Source organism: Campylobacter sp. 7477a, assembly GCF_014892335.1.
Taxonomy (GTDB): Bacteria; Campylobacterota; Campylobacteria; order Campylobacterales; family Campylobacteraceae; genus Campylobacter_A; species Campylobacter_A californiensis.
In genome coordinates, this window is sequence record NZ_JADBJH010000008.1 from 47,184 (window position 1) to 66,236 (window position 19,053).

The 19,053-nt window shown below is 35.8% G+C and carries 25 protein-coding genes; 12 read left to right on the top strand and 13 right to left on the bottom strand.

Going from position 1 to position 19,053, the window contains the following annotated elements:
• Positions 1 to 58: 58 nt before the first annotated feature.
• From CCAL5182_RS05135 to CCAL5182_RS05150, 4 genes are read right to left on the bottom strand one after another with little or no spacing between them, the layout of a single operon-like run.
• A complete protein-coding gene (locus tag CCAL5182_RS05135; RefSeq protein WP_336610436.1) occupies positions 59 to 1,336 on the bottom strand; it encodes a M20/M25/M40 family metallo-hydrolase in 1,278 nt (425 codons plus the stop codon).
• Positions 1,337 to 1,342: 6 nt separating this feature from the next.
• Positions 1,343 to 1,603, bottom strand: coding sequence for a heavy-metal-associated domain-containing protein (locus tag CCAL5182_RS05140; protein ID WP_169936544.1), 261 nt, complete (start codon positions 1,601 to 1,603; stop codon positions 1,343 to 1,345).
• Positions 1,596 to 1,919 carry an aryl sulfotransferase gene (locus tag CCAL5182_RS05145; RefSeq protein ID WP_169936542.1) on the bottom strand — a complete coding sequence of 108 codons (324 nt, stop codon included), beginning with the start codon at positions 1,917 to 1,919 and terminating at the stop codon, positions 1,596 to 1,598. The genes CCAL5182_RS05140 and CCAL5182_RS05145 overlap by 8 nt, the downstream gene beginning before the upstream one ends.
• A 2-nt stretch (positions 1,920 to 1,921) precedes the next feature.
• Entirely contained in the window at positions 1,922 to 3,007 is a 1,086-nt protein-coding gene (locus CCAL5182_RS05150; RefSeq protein ID WP_169936540.1) for a transglutaminase domain-containing protein, read from the bottom strand.
• An 89-nt stretch (positions 3,008 to 3,096) separates the two neighbouring features.
• Between CCAL5182_RS05150 and CCAL5182_RS05155 the strand changes: the two genes are divergently transcribed.
• Genes CCAL5182_RS05155 through CCAL5182_RS05165 form a run of 3 tightly spaced genes read left to right on the top strand, consistent with a single transcriptional unit; the run spans position 3,097 to position 4,701 of the window.
• The gene (locus tag CCAL5182_RS05155; protein WP_169936538.1) at positions 3,097 to 3,273 is read left to right on the top strand and encodes a hypothetical protein; all 177 of its coding nucleotides are present in this window, start codon (positions 3,097 to 3,099) and stop codon (positions 3,271 to 3,273) included.
• A 1-nt stretch (position 3,274) separates the two neighbouring features.
• Positions 3,275 to 4,165: a tRNA 5-methoxyuridine(34)/uridine 5-oxyacetic acid(34) synthase CmoB gene (cmoB, locus tag CCAL5182_RS05160; protein WP_322619308.1), complete on the top strand. Its 891-nt coding sequence runs from the start codon at positions 3,275 to 3,277 to the stop codon at positions 4,163 to 4,165.
• A gap of 8 nt (positions 4,166 to 4,173) precedes the next feature.
• Complete coding sequence (locus CCAL5182_RS05165) at positions 4,174 to 4,701, top strand: PaaI family thioesterase (protein WP_169936536.1); 528 nt, start codon at positions 4,174 to 4,176, stop codon at positions 4,699 to 4,701.
• Here CCAL5182_RS05165 and CCAL5182_RS05170 read toward each other — a convergent pair.
• The gene (locus CCAL5182_RS05170; protein ID WP_336610437.1) at positions 4,694 to 5,296 is read right to left on the bottom strand and encodes an MBL fold metallo-hydrolase; all 603 of its coding nucleotides are present in this window, start codon (positions 5,294 to 5,296) and stop codon (positions 4,694 to 4,696) included. The genes CCAL5182_RS05165 and CCAL5182_RS05170 overlap by 8 nt on opposite strands.
• A 115-nt stretch (positions 5,297 to 5,411) precedes the next feature.
• On the opposite strand from CCAL5182_RS05170, the gene CCAL5182_RS05175 reads away from it, so the two are divergent.
• The 7 genes from CCAL5182_RS05175 to CCAL5182_RS05205 all read left to right on the top strand — a co-directional run bounded on the left by CCAL5182_RS05175 (position 5,412) and on the right by CCAL5182_RS05205 (position 11,746).
• Positions 5,412 to 6,167: an NAD+ synthase gene (locus CCAL5182_RS05175; RefSeq protein WP_169936532.1), complete on the top strand. Its 756-nt coding sequence runs from the start codon at positions 5,412 to 5,414 to the stop codon at positions 6,165 to 6,167.
• Positions 6,168 to 6,177: 10 nt separating this feature from the next.
• A complete protein-coding gene (locus tag CCAL5182_RS05180) occupies positions 6,178 to 7,311 on the top strand; it encodes a DegT/DnrJ/EryC1/StrS family aminotransferase (protein ID WP_169936530.1) in 1,134 nt (377 codons plus the stop codon).
• Positions 7,304 to 8,227 (top strand): tetraacyldisaccharide 4'-kinase, encoded by a 924-nt coding sequence (locus CCAL5182_RS05185; RefSeq protein WP_169936528.1) that lies wholly within the window; start codon positions 7,304 to 7,306, stop codon positions 8,225 to 8,227. Before CCAL5182_RS05180 ends, CCAL5182_RS05185 begins: the two co-directional genes overlap by 8 nt.
• A gap of 45 nt (positions 8,228 to 8,272) precedes the next feature.
• Positions 8,273 to 9,118: an acetylglutamate kinase gene (gene argB / locus CCAL5182_RS05190; protein ID WP_169972174.1), complete on the top strand. Its 846-nt coding sequence runs from the start codon at positions 8,273 to 8,275 to the stop codon at positions 9,116 to 9,118.
• Between the two features lie 24 nt (positions 9,119 to 9,142).
• Positions 9,143 to 10,603: a threonine synthase gene (gene thrC / locus CCAL5182_RS05195; protein WP_336610438.1), complete on the top strand. Its 1,461-nt coding sequence runs from the start codon at positions 9,143 to 9,145 to the stop codon at positions 10,601 to 10,603.
• Positions 10,600 to 11,310 (top strand): 3-deoxy-manno-octulosonate cytidylyltransferase, encoded by a 711-nt coding sequence (gene kdsB / locus CCAL5182_RS05200; protein ID WP_336610439.1) that lies wholly within the window; start codon positions 10,600 to 10,602, stop codon positions 11,308 to 11,310. The genes thrC and kdsB overlap by 4 nt, the downstream gene beginning before the upstream one ends.
• Positions 11,311 to 11,383: 73 nt before the next feature.
• Positions 11,384 to 11,746, top strand: a complete 363-nt coding sequence (locus CCAL5182_RS05205) for a nitrous oxide-stimulated promoter family protein (RefSeq protein ID WP_169972171.1) — start codon at positions 11,384 to 11,386, stop codon at positions 11,744 to 11,746.
• A 46-nt stretch (positions 11,747 to 11,792) separates the two neighbouring features.
• Here the strand turns inward: CCAL5182_RS05205 and CCAL5182_RS05210 are convergent, their stop codons facing one another.
• The 8 genes from CCAL5182_RS05210 to dsbD form a co-directional block, all read right to left on the bottom strand.
• Positions 11,793 to 12,437 (bottom strand): cytochrome c3 family protein, encoded by a 645-nt coding sequence (locus tag CCAL5182_RS05210; protein WP_336610440.1) that lies wholly within the window; start codon positions 12,435 to 12,437, stop codon positions 11,793 to 11,795.
• Positions 12,438 to 12,446: 9 nt separating this feature from the next.
• Positions 12,447 to 12,791: a cytochrome c3 family protein gene (locus CCAL5182_RS05215; protein ID WP_336610465.1), complete on the bottom strand. Its 345-nt coding sequence runs from the start codon at positions 12,789 to 12,791 to the stop codon at positions 12,447 to 12,449.
• Complete coding sequence (locus tag CCAL5182_RS05220) at positions 12,769 to 13,206, bottom strand: helix-turn-helix domain-containing protein (protein WP_336610466.1); 438 nt, start codon at positions 13,204 to 13,206, stop codon at positions 12,769 to 12,771. Before CCAL5182_RS05220 ends, CCAL5182_RS05215 begins: the two co-directional genes overlap by 23 nt.
• Positions 13,175 to 13,594: an FAD-binding protein gene (locus CCAL5182_RS05225; RefSeq protein ID WP_336610441.1), complete on the bottom strand. Its 420-nt coding sequence runs from the start codon at positions 13,592 to 13,594 to the stop codon at positions 13,175 to 13,177. The genes CCAL5182_RS05220 and CCAL5182_RS05225 overlap by 32 nt, the downstream gene beginning before the upstream one ends.
• Before the next feature lie 336 nt (positions 13,595 to 13,930).
• On the bottom strand, positions 13,931 to 14,962 hold the full coding sequence (locus CCAL5182_RS05230; protein ID WP_336610442.1) for a helix-turn-helix transcriptional regulator: 1,032 nt from the start codon (positions 14,960 to 14,962) through the stop codon (positions 13,931 to 13,933).
• A gap of 94 nt (positions 14,963 to 15,056) precedes the next feature.
• The gene (locus tag CCAL5182_RS05235; protein WP_336610443.1) at positions 15,057 to 15,320 is read right to left on the bottom strand and encodes a hypothetical protein; all 264 of its coding nucleotides are present in this window, start codon (positions 15,318 to 15,320) and stop codon (positions 15,057 to 15,059) included.
• Positions 15,321 to 15,358: 38 nt separating this feature from the next.
• The gene (locus tag CCAL5182_RS05240) at positions 15,359 to 15,754 is read right to left on the bottom strand and encodes a hypothetical protein (RefSeq protein ID WP_169936486.1); all 396 of its coding nucleotides are present in this window, start codon (positions 15,752 to 15,754) and stop codon (positions 15,359 to 15,361) included.
• A 312-nt stretch (positions 15,755 to 16,066) separates the two neighbouring features.
• Positions 16,067 to 17,773 carry a protein-disulfide reductase DsbD gene (dsbD, locus tag CCAL5182_RS05245; RefSeq protein WP_336610444.1) on the bottom strand — a complete coding sequence of 569 codons (1,707 nt, stop codon included), beginning with the start codon at positions 17,771 to 17,773 and terminating at the stop codon, positions 16,067 to 16,069.
• Between the two features lie 92 nt (positions 17,774 to 17,865).
• On the opposite strand from dsbD, the gene ppk2 reads away from it, so the two are divergent.
• Both ppk2 and CCAL5182_RS05255 read left to right on the top strand, forming a co-directional pair.
• Positions 17,866 to 18,675, top strand: a complete 810-nt coding sequence (ppk2, locus tag CCAL5182_RS05250) for a polyphosphate kinase 2 (RefSeq protein ID WP_169972164.1) — start codon at positions 17,866 to 17,868, stop codon at positions 18,673 to 18,675.
• Between the two features lie 88 nt (positions 18,676 to 18,763).
• Positions 18,764 to 19,030 (top strand): hypothetical protein, encoded by a 267-nt coding sequence (locus tag CCAL5182_RS05255; protein ID WP_169936480.1) that lies wholly within the window; start codon positions 18,764 to 18,766, stop codon positions 19,028 to 19,030.
• Positions 19,031 to 19,053: the final 23 nt, after the last annotated feature.

The following is a 19,053-nucleotide window of genomic DNA, read 5'->3' on the forward strand; positions in this document are numbered from 1 at the left end:
TAAAATGCTTATAGTTTCTAAGCATTTTAAATGAAATTTTATGTAAAATTTTACAAATTTAATATCTGCTAATTATATTTCTAACGACACTTGCTATAATATCAACCGAAGCAAGCTCACATCTTTCGTGGGTAGAGTGCGGAGAGTAGATATTTGGTCCTATGGAACAAGTCTGCATATCATCTCTACCCTCACAAAGCACACCACACTCAAGCCCTGCGTGTATAGCCTTTATCTTTGCATCCGGTTTAAATTTTTGAAGTTCATCCAAAACAGCATAAGCAAATTCATCTGCACTAGGCTCCCAGGGATTAGAGCGCTCATTGATACTAATGTCAAAACCAAGCGCACTAGCCATTTCGCCGATCTCAAACTCGAGCCTTGAAATTCCATCCATACTCATAGAGCGAGCGTAAAATTCCACCCAGATCTTACCGTTGTGATTTTTTACGGTAGATAAATTTACACTATCTTTTGGTAAATTTAACTCCACATCATAGCTTCTTACGCCCTGCGAAAAACCATTTATAAAAGCTAAAATTTGATCTGAATTTTTTAAAATTTTAGCAGTACCGTCAAGCTTCTTAACGCAAATATGCAAGTCATCGCTTTTTAATTTGTTCTGACTTACTACGACAGCCTTTGCGTTAACCGGTATAGAGTTGCTTCTTTCGCCGCCTTCTATACTTACTAGCTTCGCACCGTTTTGTCTTATAAAGCAAGCTAAAATTTTAATAGCGTTTGGTATATCTTTTTGTATCTCAACACCGGAGTGTCCACCAGGATATCCGCTAACGATAACTTCATAAACATCGCCGCTTGATACAGTCTTTGTATCTGCGTCAATGCATGCAAAGATATTTATACCTCCTGCACAACCAACTATAACCTCGCTGTCATCTTCGCTGTCTAAATTTAAAAGCTTTTTGCTTGCAAAATTACCGTCAAATCCATTTGCTCCTATAAGCCCAACCTCTTCGTCGTTTGTAAAAAGACATTCTAAATTTTCAAATTCCTTCATCATCTGCATCATGATAGCGACACCCATGCCATTATCGGCACCCAAAGATGACTCTTTAGCGCTTAAAAAACCATCTTTTTCGACAAGCTCGAGCTTTGGCGTATGGCCCACACAAACCATATCATAGTGACTTTGCAAGCAAATTTTAGGCTCACCTTTTATCGCGTGGATATTTCCAACCTCATCAACGTCCACGCTATATCCGTGATTTTTGGCATAATTAGCCAAAAAGTCGCGCAACTCTTTTGTATTAAAACTGCAATGAGGAATTTGTGAAATTTCCTTAAATTTGTCTAAAATTTGAACTTCTTTCATGAGTGCCTACTTTAAAACAATACCAGGATAGCCTATAGCCTCTATAGCTTTAAGCAAGTCATCTTCCTTAACTCCATCCACCGTAATAACATCCGCCGTTTTACTACGTAAAGAAACTTTGGCACTTTGAGTGCCCTCAACTCCAAGCAGTGCTTTTCTAACCATTGACGTACAAAGTGGACAATGCATAGCCTCTACTTGTATCTTAAAATTTTGATCCGAAAATGCAACCGTACAAATTAGTAGTGCAAATAAAATTTTACTCATAAAAGTCTCCCAACAGCTCTGGATAAACAAGCATAAAAACAATCAAAATCCCCAAAAGAACATATATAAATATCCACTTTTTCTTAGCATAATTTAGCGCGCAAGACTTTGGCTTATAAAACACAAAAAATGCCGAAGCAACGAAAAATATCACCGAAAGTATGCTAAAAAACGTGCGATACTCATAAAATGCGCTAGTCCAAGACAAAAATGAAAAAGAGGTTCCAAACAGTAAAAAAAGTAGCGCAGGTAGGCAACAAAGCGTTGCCATAAATGCGCTAATAGCCGAGGTTATGATAAACCAAACGTGCTTCAAATTTAAATTTCTTTCGATACGTAATCGTAGCTAAATTCTTTTGGGTTGTAATAATCTAACGTGTTGCCATCAACCTCAGCATATGGATAGCCAAAGTTATTTATAGGTCTTTGCTCGGCAAGTGGCTTTAGGTCAAAGTCTCTACCGTAGTTAAAGCCTATCCAACACATTTCCCAGTTACCAAATAGATAATCACGAATTTGAGCCAATTTTGTGTCGCTGTTGCTTAGTTTTTCGCCCAGTCTTACCTTTGTAACATCAGCAGGATCAACAGGCACCCAGCCATATCCTTTTAGATAAAATTCCGCCCTACAGTGCTGTCCGCCAGATATATGACTTAAGCCGTCCTCTTTTGGGGCTGCGCCCATTTGACCTGAAAATCTCGAAGCACCAACGCGGATACCAAATAACTCACGAGCAGGAATTCCAACCGCCCTACAAAGTCCGACAAACACACTGTTTATATCGGTGCATTTACCGACTAGTTTACCGCTTTCAAGGATAGCTTTTACATCTCCTCTGCCACATCCAGGCACGCTATTGTCACGCTCCATAGTGTTTGCGACCCAGTTATATATCAAACGAGCTTTTTCTAAGTCACCTTTTGTTTTACCGATGATCTTGTCAGCAAATTCTTTAACTATGCCTGTTGTAGGAATTTGAGCGGTTGCTTTTAGATAAAACTCGATCTCTTTGCTTAATTTTTCATTTTCGTTAAAATTAACCTTTGAAAAGTCGGTATTTCTCTCAGTAGTTCTTACTTTAAATTCAACATCTATTGCTGGATCTACTTGACCCTCTTTAAAGTCGGCAAATAGCGTTGGGATGGCAAGATCTGAAATGTAATACTCTTTTGCATTTGTTGTTATCTTATAGTCGCTTACTAATTGTTGAAAATCGGTTGAAGTAACAAGAGGTAACCAAAAACGAGCGTTTTTACCCTTTTCTTTTAGTAAATGACTTAATCTAACGTCAAACGTCCTAACCGCACTACTTTTGCTCTCGTTAGCAGCCGCAAATGCTACGCTTGGCAGCACGCTTGCCGCACCCAAAACTCCACCTATTTTAAAAAAATCACGTCTTTGCATGAAATGCCTTAATAATAAAATGGCTAACCTAAGCCCTAAAAACGAACATTTTACTATAAAATATTAAATTTTATGCTAAAATCAAATCCATGAATAAATTTCTTAAAATATTACTTTTAATGCTTATTGTTTTTGTTTTTAACGGTTGTATTTTTTTAAATGAGCGCGGAATTTCAACACAGTATTACAACGACTGTAAAGAGTATTATGACGCGACCGGCACATATCGCAAAGAGTGTCCGCACAACATCATAGACTGGAAGTAGCGTGCAAAATTTCATAAAAGAAAGACAAAAGATATTAAATTCATCTAAAAATTTAGAACTTCTTTCACGCATAAATGCACTAGGAAAGTTTGATTGCGAGTGTGAATTTAACGATATTGTTAGTATTAAATTTAACGGTCTAACCACTCAAAAACAAGAACAGATAGAGGCGATCGCAAAAGAGCTTAAGCCATGGAGAAAAGGTCCGTTTGCGCTTGGAGAGCTTTTTATAGATACAGAGTGGCAAAGCTTTATAAAATACAACCTACTTAAACCACATATAAATTTAAAAGATAAAGTTGTAGCCGATGTGGGGTGCAATAACGGATATTACATGTTTCGCATGCTTAAAGAAAAACCAAAAAAATTAGTCGGCTTTGACCCTAGCGTGCATACGTTTATGCAGTTTAATTTCATAAACCATTTTGTGCGCTCAAATATCATATATGAGCTTTTAGGAGTTGAGCATTTAGCGCATTACGAGCACAAATTTGACACCATCTTTTGCCTTGGCGTGATATATCACAGAAGCGATCCGGTAAAAATGCTAAAAGAACTTAAAGGTTCACTTAATAAGGGCGGAGAAGTATTTTTAGATACGATGTATATAGATATGCCGGGTGATTTTGCATTAACACCAAAGCTTACGTATTCAAAGATACCAAACATATACTTTGTCCCTACTATCGGTGCGCTTGAAAATTGGTGTGAAAGGGCTAAATTTAGTGATTTTGAAATTTTAGCCACAAAACCTACCGACGTAAACGAACAAAGAAAAACCGAGTGGATAGACGGACAGAGTTTAGAAAATTTTCTTGATCCAAACGATAGTTTAAAAACTATCGAAGGTTATCCTGCTCCAAACCGAGTGTATATAAAAATAAAAATTTAAGGATAAAAATGGCTGAAAACAGCATTTATGAAGAGGTTGGTGACTCTCAAATCGTCCTTCCTGAAGACGAAAATCCATTTCGCAATGAGATAAAAACATCACCAAATATCAAGTTAAGCCTAACCGGCGTAACGACATTTTTAGAAAAAAATCACGCAAAAACAAAATTTTTTACCACAAACGAAATGGTAGCCGACGGCTCTGATCTCATCCATAGCGGATTTATATTTTCCGCGGCAAACTACGCGGCTCTTGTTGCCATCAATGAAGAATTTTGCGTCACCATAAATGCTCGTATAAATTTTTACGGCCCGATCAAACTTGGAGAGATCGTAGAATTTGATGCAAGAGCTTACTTTGACGAGTCGCGCAAACGCGAAGTAAGAGTCATAGGCAAACTTCACGACATGAAGGTATTCGAGGGGACATTTCAACTCGTTGCACTCGAAGAGCATATTTTCTTAGCACAACAAAAAAATATCCAACGCGAAGGCGCTATTAGACGTGCTAAAGAGCGACAGGATAAGGCTAACTAGAAGCCACTATCCTTATCCACATATCAAGCCTGCTTTGCTCCGCACTTAGGCTGCTTGGCTCACCGTGTCCTGGATAGAGCTTGTAGTCACCGCTTATTTTTGAGCATTTTTCAAGGCTTTTTAGCATATCTTCTTTGTTTGAATACGGAAAATCCCACCTGCCAATACTATCTCTAAACAAGAAATCACCGCTAAACATACAGCCATTTATCTCTATCATTGAACATCCTGGCGTATGTCCTGCAAAGTGATGGAATTTTATATTAAACGAGCCGATAGTAACGCACTCTTGGTCTTTAAAAAATACATCTGGAGTAAATAGCTCATATCCATATCCAAAAATATCATTTTGCGCCCAAAATGCGTCCTCTTCATGGATATAAATAGGCGCCTTAAACTTATTTTGGACCTTTAAAACATCAAAAATATGGTCAAAATGCCCATGTGTACAAAGTATAGCCTTTAAATTTGTAACATTTTGACCAATCCACTCAAACGAACCTTTACCTGGATCTACAGCAAGTTGCATACCGTCTTGTTCTACTATGTAACAGTTTGTAGCGTATTCTCCAAAACTTTTTGATAACACTTTCATTTTAAATACTTTAATTTATTTTTTTAAGAATTTTACAATAAAATTATGAAAACTTAACTAAAAATTTATATATGTTAAGTATAATAATACAAATTTTTTAAACAATGATACCAAAATGAGAGATTTTAAAGAGTTAGAGCTAAAACTGGTTGCTTTTATAAGAGACTACTGTAAAAATATCGGTGTCGAAAATTTACTTCTTGGTATGAGCGGAGGGCTTGATTCTGCTATAGTGGGCGCACTTTGCGCAAAGGCAATGCCTCAAAATACACACGCCCTAATCATGCCGACTAAAAATTCCGACCCAAAAAATATAAAAGATGCAACTGAATTTTGTCAAAAGAGAAACATTAAATTTAAAATCTTAAGCATAGAAAGCATTTTAGGCGCATACCAAGAGAGTATAGACACAAATTTAAACAATATTCGAAAAGGAAATTTAAGTGCAAGAATAAGAATGAGCCTTTTGTATGACTACTCGGCAGACATAAGAGCTATCGTTGTGGGAACTAGTAACAAAAGTGAACTCATGCTTGGATACGGAACTATATTTGGCGATATGGCATGTGCAATAAATCCTATCGGAGAGCTTTATAAAACTGAAATTTTTGAGTTTGCTAGGTATCTTGAGATAGACGGAAATATCATAAACAAAGCGCCATCAGCCGATCTTTGGGAAGGCCAAAGCGACGAAGAAGATATCGGATATAGCTATGAAGTGGTTGATGAAATTTTAATAGCGACAAAAAACGGTGAAATTTATAATAAACAAATCGAAGAAAAATTTGGCAAAAAAACAGTTCAAGAGATACTAAAAAGAGTAAAATCAAACGAATTTAAGAGGCGAATGCCTCTGATAGCAAAAATTTAGGGGGCAAGACATGGAAGAAATTTCATTTTATAAACCAACCATTACGGAGCGCGAAAATGAACTTATACAAGATGTTTTAAAAAACCAAAATTCAAACAAAACCATTAAAGCACTAGAAGATACTTTGCAAAAATATTTCGGTGCAAAACATGTCATAAGCACAAACAACCTAGCCGCAGCACACCACTTAGCCTTAAGTGCAATGGAGATAAAACGTGGAGATAAGATTATTTGCTCGGTAAATTCATTTCCAAGTGTAGCCCAATCAATCAGGCACTTTGATGCCGAGCCGATATTTGTCGATATAAACGAAGATGACTTTAACATAAACCCGGACTCACTTGAAAAAGCCCTCAAAGAGTATAATCATAAAAAACTAAAAGGAATTTTTGTAAGTCACATAGCAGGACAAAGTGCTCCGGTTGATGAGATAAACGAGATAGCAAAACATTATGACGTAAAAGTATTAGATGATGCAAATCGCTCTATCGGACTAACATACAATGGCGCCAAAATCGGCAATGAAAACTCATTTTTATCATGCTTTCAGACGTATTCGCAAGTAAACAACCCTATCGCAACAGCTGGATTTTTCACAACAAATGACGACAAGATTGCGGAACGCGCGAGACTTCTTAGAAACTACGCACTTATAAACGGTATCGATAAATACGGCAACTTAGGCTATATTTATGACGTAGTTGACATCGGTCTTAAATACGATATAAGTGCATTAAATGCCGCATATGCCACTGCCCAGATAGAGAAAAACGATATGTTTATCAAACGCAGAAAAGAGATAGCTGAAATTTATAACAAAGAGTTAGCAAACTGTCCTCACATAACAACTCCTATTAAAAAACGTGACCATGTATACTCTCAGTATATAATCAAAATCGATAAAAACCGCGACAGTTTCGCACGTGAGCTACTGGAAAATGACATCCATACTTCGTTACACTATATACCGATACATCTTTTAAGTTACTATAAGGCTAAATACAACCTTAAAGTAAACGCCTACCCTAGTGCACTTAAGGTATATCAACAAGTGCTTTCTTTGCCTATTTATAACGCTTTAAAAGACGAAGAGGTTTATTATATTTGCGAAAAGATTAAAGAGATATCAAAATCACGTGTCTAAAAGCACATTTAAACAAAATTTATACATTTGGGCGGAGAGTTATTTTTACCGCCCTAATTTCACTCAAAAGCTTCTTTCTTTTATACTTTTACCACTGTCTTTAATATATGCTTTTGTTATTTATATCAAAAAATACACAAGTAAAGAGAAGGATCTTGGTATTAAAATTTTAAGCATAGGCAACCTTAGCTTGGGAGGAAGCGGCAAAACTCCGCTTGGTATCGCGATAGCAAACGAATTTGACGGTGCTTTTATCATACTAAGAGGATACGGCAGAAGTAGTAAAGGTCTTGTAAAGGTATGCGTAAACGGTCAAATTTTAACAGACGTAAAAACAAGTGGCGATGAGGCGATGGAGTATGCCATAAGTGTAAAAAATACAAACGTCATCGTTAGTGAAAACCGAGATGAAGCTATATATGAAGCAAAAAAAATGGGTGCAAGGTATATTATTTTAGATGATGGTTTTGGTAAATTTCACATTAAAAAATTTAATATCCTAATCCAGCCAAACCCTCTTCCAGCGCTAAATTTTACCATACCTAGCGGGGCTTATAGATATCCTGTTGGCTTTTATAGATTTGGGGATTTCATAGCTAAAGAGGGTGTTTCGCACTTTAGAAAAACTCAAATTTTTAACCAAACAGATAAGATGCTTTTAGTCACAGCAATAGCCAATCCAACGCGCCTAGAGCCATTTTTCAACCAAACAGTAGCGCAAATTTTTTATCCAGATCATCACGACTTTAATAAACAAGAGCTTGCAAAGCTTCTTAGCTCTTACAAAGCTACATCCTTACTTATGACACAAAAGGATTTTGTAAAAGTAAAAGACTTCAATCTCCCTATCTCGCTTATAAAACTACACACAACGCTTAGTAATGAGCTAAAAAACGCCATAAAACAAGCAATTTAAACGGTTTTTTGCTATAATCTAGGATTTTAAATACAAGGAAAAACTTTGAAAGATAAACTTCAAACCGCACAGGTGATCATATCTGCTCTACCATATATCCAAAAATTCCGCGATAAAATTTTCGTTGTGAAATATGGCGGCTCGGCTCAACTTGATGAAAATTTAAAGAGTGATTTCATCAAAGATATCGCCCTACTTCAGCTTGTAGGCTGCAAGGTTATCGTAGTTCACGGCGGCGGTAAAAAGATAAACTCATATCTTGATAAGCTAAATATAAAAAGCGAATTCGTAGACGGTCTTAGAGTAACAGATAAAGAAGCCATGGAAGTCGTCGAGATGGTTCTTAGCGGAAATATCAACAAAGAACTAACTGCACTTTTAAATAAAAATGGCGCAAGAGCCATAGGTGTTAGTGGCAAAGATGCAAATTTATTAAAAGCTAAAACGCTAAATAACGGCAAATACGGCTTTGTCGGCGAGATAGAATACGTAAATACAGCCGTGCTAAACGGGCTTTTACAAAATGGGCTTATACCTGTTGTGGCACCTATTGCAACTGACGATGAGGCAAATAGCTACAACATAAACGCCGATCTTTGCGCAAGCAAGATAGCAAGTGCGCTAAAGGCCGAAAGAGTAATATTTTTAACCGATACTCAAGGAATTTTAGATAACGATAAAAAGCTCATCAGCAAACTAAACGAATCACAGATAAATGAGCTAAAAAATACCGGCGTTATAAGCGGAGGCATGATACCAAAAGTCGATGCGGCTTTAGAATGCGTAAAAAGCGGCGTTAAAAACGCACACATACTTGATGGGAGACTATCGCATTCATTACTTCTTGAGCTATTTACCGACGACGGTATAGGAACTATGATAAGACAATAAATTTAAGAGATCAAAGGAAACAACATGAAACTGCACCCAACAAGAGCCAAGAAAAACGAAAAATCAAAAAAAGTCGGTTTAAAACGCGCTTTACTTAATCCAAGTAGCGAACACGGCGGACTTTACGCACCAGTTAAGCTACCAAAGATAAGTGATAAAAAATGGCGCGAACTAAGCAAGCTAAGCTATGAAAAACTAGCCCTTTATATAATCTCTTTATTTAAATTTAACATAGATAAAAACGTCTTTAAAAAAGCAGTAAAAAGATATAAAAACTTTGACAAGCCAGCATCTCCGGTTGAATTTAAAAAACTTGGTAAAAATTTATATATAAATGAACTATATCACGGTCCTACACGCGCTTTTAAAGATATGGCTCTTCAGCCTTTTGGAGAAATTCTAAGCTCTCTTGCGCAAGAAAAAAACAAAAACTATCTCATCATGTGCGCTACTAGCGGCGATACCGGACCTGCAACACTAAAAACCTTCGCTAATGCTAAAAATATAAAAGTCGTCTGCTTATATCCTGCAAATGGCACCAGCGAGGTTCAGCGCCTACAAATGGTATGCATGAAGGGCGATAACCTAAAAACTATCGGCATCAAAGGCGATTTTGACGACGCGCAACGAGCACTTAAAACGCTTTTGGCAAGCGAAAATTTTAAAGCGCAATTAGCCAAAAACAAACTCAGTCTAAGTGCCGCAAACTCCGTAAATTTCGGAAGAATTTTATTTCAGATCATATATCACGCATACGCTTATGCAAGACTTTTGAAAAATGGTAAATTAGCAAAGGGCGAGAGTTTTGACATCATCGTGCCTAGCGGAAACTTCGGTAATGCCTTAGGTGCATACTATGCTAAAAAAATGGGCGCTAAAATCGGCAAAATCAAAATCGTTTCAAACGCAAACAATATCTTAACAGAACTCTTTAATACAGGAATTTACGATCTTAGGGGAAAGAAATTACTTCAAACGATAAGCCCTGCCATGGATATTTTAATTAGCTCCAATATCGAAAGATTGCTGTTTGATAAATTTGGCGCCGTTCGCACAAAAGAGCTTATGGATAAGCTAAGTAAAGATAAATTTTACAAGCTTGATAAAAATGAGCTGAAGGCATTAAAAGCTGAATTTGAAGCGGACTTTTGCACTGATGGTAAGTGTGAGAGTTATATAAAAGAATGGATGGACAAAGGCGTAGCTATCGACCCGCACACCGCAACTTGCTTTAAAATGGCAGATAGCTCACGTATAAATGTCATCACTTCAACGGCACATTGGGTTAAATTTGCGCCAAGCATGCTAAAGGCGTGCCAACAAAGTGCAGATAGCGAAAAAGAGGGCTTAAACACGCTTGCTTCAAAACTAAATGAAAGTGTACCAAGCAGTATTGAAGAGCTTTTTGATGCTAAAATTTTACACCCTGATGTTATCGAACAAAATGAGATAGAAGATAAAATTTTAGAATGGATAAAAAAATGATAATCATACCTGCTAGACTAAGTTCTACTAGATTTAAAAATAAAATTCTTTGCGATATAGGCGGAGTTCCAATGTTTGTAGTAACTGCCAGACGAGTGAGCGAGTGCGACGAGGTCGTCATAGCAGTTGATGACGAGAGTGTTTTAGATATAGCAAAAACTCACGGGCTAAATGCCGTCATGACATCAACTAGTCACCAAAGCGGGACAGATCGTATAAATGAGGCATGCAGAAATTTAAACCTAGATCAAAACGATATAGTCATAAACGTGCAAGCAGATGAGCCATTTATCGAGCCTGAAAATATCGCAAAATTTAGAGAATTTTGCAAAAAAAGACAAAATAAAGCATTCATGTTTTCATGCTACAAGTTAATAAACGATGAGCTTGTTGATGATAAAAATTTAGTTAAAGTCGTAACCGATATAGATGACTTTGCACTTTATTTCTCACGCTCACGCATACCTTTTAACCGCGCAGAGTGTAAAACATATAAGGCTCATCTTGGAATTTATGGATACAGCGTAGCTAGCCTAAATGAGTTTTGCTCACTAGCTCCGTCAAGCCTTGAAAATACCGAAAAACTAGAGCAACTTCGCGCGCTTCAAAACGGCAAACGTATAGCCATGCTTGAAATTTCAAGCGAAAGTATAGGCATAGATAGTGCCGAAGACCTAAAACGTGCTAGAGTAAAATTTGATTTTTAAGAGCAATATAGTCTTGATGAAACTCGTAAACAAATTTTATCATTTTTCGATAACCTTTTGCTAAAGGACAAAAATGACTAATGAAAAATTTGCTTACGAGGTTACGACTGTTACTAAATTTATACAAATTTACTGCACAGATAAGCACAAAGAACTACCAAAAATAAAGCAAGAAAAGACATTAACCTATGAAGGAGTGCCTGATGTTGTAAGTGTGAGCTATGAACTATGCAAAGACTGTGAAGACATGCTAAACTACTCCTTTGCAAGGCTTTGCGCATGCCCACATGTGCAAAAACCACGCTGTCACACCTGCCCACATCCATGTTATGAACTACCAATGTGGAAACGAATGGCAAAAATGATGAAATACAGCGGCATGAAATTGGGACTTAATAAGATAAAGAGGTTGTTTTTAAGAGATAAAGATGGGTAAAAAATTAAATTTTTACCCATAACCCACACAAGAGAATAATAAAATTTTACTTATTTTTTCTACTCTCTTGATACATATTCTCCCACTCATCCCAGCTATTTGCAATCCTATGTTTTTGTTCGATTAGCATTTTGCCAAGCTCTTTATGACCCACATTTTTATGACAGTCGGTACATTTCATCTCATCGCCAGTACCTTTAAATTCAAGATATTTTATATGCATTCTACCCGCTTCACTTAAAGTAGCAATCTCTTCTGGCAAGCTATTTACAGGCAGAATTTGCCTTGTAGCGTTAGCATCCGATGTTTTCACAATGTCCGCATGGCAGTTTAGACAAGAGCTATCAAAAGTATAGTTTTTGCGTGCATATTCGCGATTGGCTATCCAATCTTTTTTGTCTGGATCACCAGTTAGTGTCGTGATGCCTTCTGCTATACCGTTTTTAGCTTTTGTAAAAATATAATTAGCCAAGCTATCATGAGGCAAGTGACAGTCAGTGCATTTTGCTCCAAGACCTTTTGGATTTGAGCCACCGTGAATAGGATCGGCTAAATTTGTTTGTGCTATGGCTCCATCCCACTCGTGACAACTTCCGCAAAATGGATATTCTCCAGTGGCTTTTATCACATGGTATCCGCCAAAAACAGCCACCAAAGTTAAAATTATCGTTAAAAATACTACTTTTTTCATTACTGCCTCCTACTTCACGATCAAATTTTTCATGCTGTCTTGCGTATGACAACGCAAGCACATATTTACGCTTGGTTGGTGCGATTTATGACAAGTGTCACAATCAAGCGATTCGTAATGTGGATTAGCATGGATATTATCGTTATGTCCTAGATGTCCTGTGGTTTCGCCTAGTTTTGAGTAACTTCCATGACACGAGAGACAAGAGTTATTCATTGCAGAAGAGTAATCTTTTTGCTTTTCATCTTTATGACAATCAATACAGGCTAAATTTAGCTTTTTATGAATACCTTGGATAGGAAAAATCTTTGGACTAAAACCTGTTGTTATTTCACCTTTTGAGTTGCGCAACACCAGTATCAAATAGTGGTTTTACTTCTGCTTTTAAAAAGCCATAGTAATTATAATTTTCTCTTATACTAGCTTCTTTGTGAAGCTCTCTCCAAACTTCGGTTATATTAAATGAGGTAGCCCCATAAGCTCTAAATTTATTAAGGATAAACTCCTTCATCCAATCATTTAATTTGCTAGTCCCAGCCCTATGCTTACCTCTTTTATCAGCAAGCCCAATAGCTCCTTTTTGTTTATAAGCTCTTTGCCATCTAAAAAGGTTTGCTTCACTTATATTAAAATCACTACAAAACTTTTTAGATGACAACCCTGTCTTTTTACACTCATCCCACTCTTTTAAAATTTTTAGCTTCTCATTTATGGCTTCTTGTTCGCTATCATCAAGACTAAAATATGATATGTCTTTGCTTACGTTTATAAATCATCTCTCGCACAAGCTCTTTATCATTTAGATCATGACCGCTTTTTAGAGTGTCTTTTATCTGGCTTTCAGGGTCATCTTTAATACCGTCGCGCTCTTGTATAGGCGTACCGGCAACCGCCATAGATCCACCGCTATAAGCAGAGTTGCCACCAAGATACTGCATCTTTTCTATCATTATGCAGTTTGTTATGCCGTGATCTAGTAACGACAACATAGCAGCAGAGCCTGCAAATCCGCTTCCCACTACTACAGCATCAAATTCCTTATCCCATCGCTTTACATCGCTTGCATTCATCTTACCAAACACTAAATTTGGAACAGCAATAGCAGCGGAGCAACAGGCAAGCGTCTTTAAGGTTCGCCTTCTTGATGAGTCAAACATCATCTCTCATTTTATATGAATTTAAAGATTTTTAATAAGATCTTTAAATGAAATACTAATATAAATTTTTTGGTTTGTTTCATGATAAAAAATGCCAAATAATGGCAAAGCATTTTTTATCAATAATCGTGAAGCTCGTTTTTACAGGATTTAATCTAAGTTTAGCATAAAATATTAACTTAAGCTAATGTGTGTTTTAATCAGTAAAATTTCTAAATTTTAAAGTATATAAAATCCATATTTTTATCATCAGTTAGCGAAAAATAAATTTGAGGAGCTTTAAATTTGTACAGATTTGGATCATAAAATATCTCGCAAGCCTTGTCTAAAATATCCTCAATTGGCAAATTCATGCATCTTAGCCCATGTTACACCGCTTAATTCCACATATGACGATAGTGAGCCATCTTTACTATAAACTGCATAAATTTTACTATTTATATCTCCGTTTTCAAGCAAAACTAAGATATCGCCACCGCTTTGCTTTGATTTTAAAAACTCTATATTTTGAGGCTTATGTGTTACAGCTAGCTTAATTTCTGGCAACTCTATCTCCTCGTATAATAGCTCTTTTTTAGGAATTTTACCTCTTATGTTTTGTCTATAAACAAGCGGGGACGAGCCGTAAAATTTAGAAAACAATCTTATAAATGTTTCATTATGAGCAAATCCACATTTTTTAGCTATAACACTTACTTTTTCGTCACTAAATTTTAATAAAAACCTAGCACGCTCAAGACGGAACGAACGTAGATATTCAGCTACATTAGTGTTGGTATAATTTTTAAATAATCTTTGCAAATAAAATTTGGAATACCCGCCAATTTTGGCTAATTTTTCCACACAAAGTCCATCATCTCCGATATTTTGCTTAATAAAAATCATTAATTTTTCTACATATGGATTATAGAACTCATTATATGTTTTTTGAGACTCTTGTTCTTGCATTAAACTGACGTCTTGGAATAAAAATGACAGACCGTAAGGAGCATGATCGCCGATAGGCGCAGTTGTTATCAGATATTTCTTAACCTCATTTTCTTTTGTAAACTCTATATTAAAATACCTAAATTTCAAACCCCGACTTGAGATAGCTATCTCATTAAGAAAATTTAACTTTTCATCATCACTAAGAAATTTACTGTTTCTTATGGCCTCTTTTAGGTTTGCAGCACCATTATAAAAATCATAGAAATTTGCAAATTCATCACCGGCATATATGATCTCAAGATCTTCATTACAGCTAATAAAAACTCCATTTACCTGCTTAGTAAGCACATCTTTTATATAAATGTTTTGTTCATTAAGTTGCTTTGAGCTTATACTGTTTTTTCTAAGCCAAATGAAATTAGTAAAAATATATATCAAGACACAAAGTGCGTAAAGTAACAAATTTATAAGTAAATATTTATTAAGCTCATTCGTATAAAGCTCTTGATCTTTTTCAAAAACTATACTCCAATTAGTATTTTTTGATAGGGATCGCCATGTATTTGTCGTTTGGTAAATTTACATTTTCAAAAGATATCGTATCATTTATATTGCCAAAGCTTGCTAATATCTCACCGCCTTTATTGATAAGATATAAATTTTTATCGTATAGGGTTTTATACTCTTTAAAATAGCTCCTTATAACCTCGAATGGTTGTCCTCCGCAAAAAACACCTCGCTTATCTACTAATTTGATAGGAGTGCAAATAGATACGCTGCGAAGTCCAAGTCGCATAGAGATGTATGGATTTGAAGCTATCGTGCCACCTACCTTTAATGTGTCGTTATACCAATCGCGAGTTTTAAGGTCGTAATTGTGAGGCGTAACGTAATCATTATCTGATATGTAAAATTTCCATCATCAAGCCCCATGATGAGATACGGAAAATTTGAGCTTTGTTGAAATTTATGAAGCAAGGGCTGAATTTGTGTCGCGCTTTGTATATGTTCATTTTGCAAAAGTTTTGCAATTTTTTCTACATCTTTAAAATTTGAGTTTGTCCAATCTTCAATTTTGGTATGTACACGGCTAAAAATTCCGCTTTCATAACGCCTTATATTATCCTTTAAAAGCTCGTAGTTAAAATAGTAATTAAGTCCGATAAAACACAAAAAGACTATGCTTATGATGATAAAAAATTTATAATCTTTCTTGACTAAAATTTTCAAAATACACCCTTAAAAATTTTAATTATTATCTCAAAAATTATCTTTATGTTTATTTATATTTTTTGGTCATTTGAAATAGTTTTATGAAAACAAAAGCTATTAAAATCAAAAATTAATTTTATAATTAAATTTTTTAAATATTATTTTTATAACTTCATGATAAAAATTGTCCTTTAAAAATAGTAAAACCTTTGCTTTTTAAAGGGTCTTAAATTAAATTTTGATATATTAATTTAATATTTTAATAGTCAATTGCTTCTGACATAGATAATAATTAAAATTTTAATAAAATGATATTTATAAATACTGGCGTTAGATATCAGAAACTTTCTCTAAAAATTTCTGTGGCTCTATATAGCCGATTATTCGTTTTGAACTTATCTCCAAACCATCTTTAAAAAACAAAAGCGCAGGTGGATCTATAAGTGAAAAATACTTAAGCATTTCACGGTTTTGACTTAAATTTTGTGTAACATCGATCTTTATAACGGTAAAATTCTTAAGAGTATTTTTTACGCCAAGATCGCTAAAAGTCCTATCGTCAAGTTCTAAACAGCTAACACACCAGTTAGCCCAAAAATCAACCATAACAGGCTTTTTTGAGTTATTTATAGCAGCCAAAAGCTCTTGTAAATTTTGAACTTTTTCAAATTTAAGTTCATCTTTAGCGGATGCACTTAAATTAAAACCGCTAAGTGGCGAAAGGGCATTTTTAGAACCTAAAAATCCACCGATAATAAGCATAACCGAGTAGACAAAAAACAAAATTGCAGTCGCCTTTTTAAATTTCAACCAGCCAGAGCCAGCTGCTTCAAATGCTCCAAAAAATACAGCCGTAAATACACCAAGAACACCGTATCCAACAAGCTCAAAAACACTTCCAAACACTCTTGAAAGCAACCAAACACTCATAAATAACATCAAAAAGCCAAAAAGACTTTTTACCCCATCCATCCAAACTCCAGGACGAGGCAAAATTTTACCAGAACTAGCGCCTATAATAAGAAGCGGAACACCCATGCCAAGACCCATAATAAACAACATCACTCCGCCGTAAAGTAAATTACCGCTTTGAGCTATATAAAGCAAGGCTCCAGCTAACGGGGCGGCAACACAAGGAGAGACTATTAGCGCAGAGGTAAAGCCCATTATAAAAACACCGAGCAAGCCACTTGAGTTTTTAGACTTTTTATTTATAAAATTTTCAATCACAGACGGAAGTTTGAGTTCATAAAAGCCAAACATACTAAACGCCAACAAAACAAAAATAACAGCAAATGTGCCCAAAATCCATGCATTTTGAAGCATGCCTTGCACTCCAAAACCAAGTGCGCTAGCTCCGACTCCGGCTAACGCATAAGCAAAACTCATCGCCAAAACATAAACAAACGAGAGTAAAAAGCCCTTTTTAACACCCAAATTCTCCCCACCCTTAGCAACGATAATGCTTGAAAGTATCGGTATCATAGGAAACACGCACGGAGTAAGAGCAAGCAACAACCCATATCCAAAAAAAGTCACAAGCGAGAGTAGAAAGCTCTTTGATGAGAGCTCATTTGCGATACTTTGCTCGTCTGAAATTTCTTGTTTAGCATCACTATCAACGACTTTATATCCACTTTGAACTTTGCTTACGATATAAGTTTTATTTTGCGGACGGTAGCAAATGCCGTTTTTGGCACATCCTTGATATGAGATGGAAATTTTTGACAAATCGTCTTGCAAGTTCTCTTCTATGAGTTTAAGCGGTATTAGGAGCGAAAAGTCGGTTGGTATTATCTCGTATTCGTTTGAAATTTCTGTTTTTGGCATATCAATGAGCGAATTTATAGGCTTATCTGCAAGCTTTATCTCAAAAGTTTGATTATAAATATAAATATCTTGTCCAAATTTAAAATCAATCCTAACATTTTGCTCATCGATAGATGATCTTAGCTTAAAAGCCTCTGCGGTATCTAGTGGCGCAGATAAAAGTGAAACAAAAAAGATACAAAAAGATACAAGCACTCTAAAAAACATGAATTTATTCTCCTTAAAAACGTATAATTCTAATATTTTTTGTTAAATTTAGAGTAAAATTTGCTTAGCATACCATTTATAAAGGAGTCAATATGCCAAAAAACAGTCAAAAAAAAGAGAAGGCAAACAACTACGAAGAAGAGCTAAGAACACTTCAGATCGAACTCCTAAAATTTCAAAATCACGTAAAAGACAAAGGCTTACGAGTGCTAATCCTCATGGAAGGACGTGATGCTGCAGGAAAAGGCGGCAGCATAAAGCGCCTAACAGAACATCTAAATCCAAGAGGATGTCGCATAGTGGCCCTTGAAAAGCCAAGCGACGTTGAAAAAACGCAATGGTATTTTCAGCGATATGTAGAACATCTGCCAAGCGCCGGAGAGATAGTGATATTTGACAGAAGTTGGTATAACCGAGCAGGAGTTGAGCCTGTTATGGGCTTTTGCACACAAGAAGAGCATAAGGAATTTTTACGCGAAGTGCCAAAATTTGAAGAAATGATCATAAATTCCGGGATAATTTTCTTTAAATTTTACCTATCCATCACAAAAGCAGAACAAAAAAAGCGATTTAAAGAGCGCATGACCGATCCTCTAAAACAGTTTAAGATATCTACCGTGGATCAAAAAGCACAAGAGTTGTGGGATCAATACTCCATCGCCAAGTACTCCATGCTTTTGGCAACTCACACAACGATCTCTCCTTGGACTATCATCGCTTCGGATAACAAAAAGGTTGCCAGACTAAATATCTTTAGATATATCCTTTCAAATGTCGAGTATCCAAACAAGACAGATAAAAAAATACTTAGCTACGATAAGGAAATCGTGAGAAGCGGTGAAGTAGAGATAAAGCGTATAGAAAGTGGATTAAATAAAGAGGGGCTTAAGAGCATAAATTAACTTTAAATTTACTTTAAAAAAACTAATTAATTTTTAATATATTATCTTGTATAATCTTTTTCGGAATTTTTAATAGTTAGGAAAAGTTATGAAGAAAAAATCTACAAAAACAACTTGTGCAAAACGCGTATCTCTCTCCTTTGCGCTTGCCAGCGTGCTTTGCACAGGTGCTTTCTCACAAAATATGTCTCTTGAAAATTTCCACTACAGAGACTACCTAGACTTAGGACAAAACAAGGGTTTGTTTAGCACACCGGATCAAAAAGCTATAGTTCAAATGAAAAATGGCGAAAATTTTACATTTGAACGAATACCAAATAACTATGCCAGAACAAACCATGGTAGTTTTACATAACTTGGTAGAAACTATATGGTAAG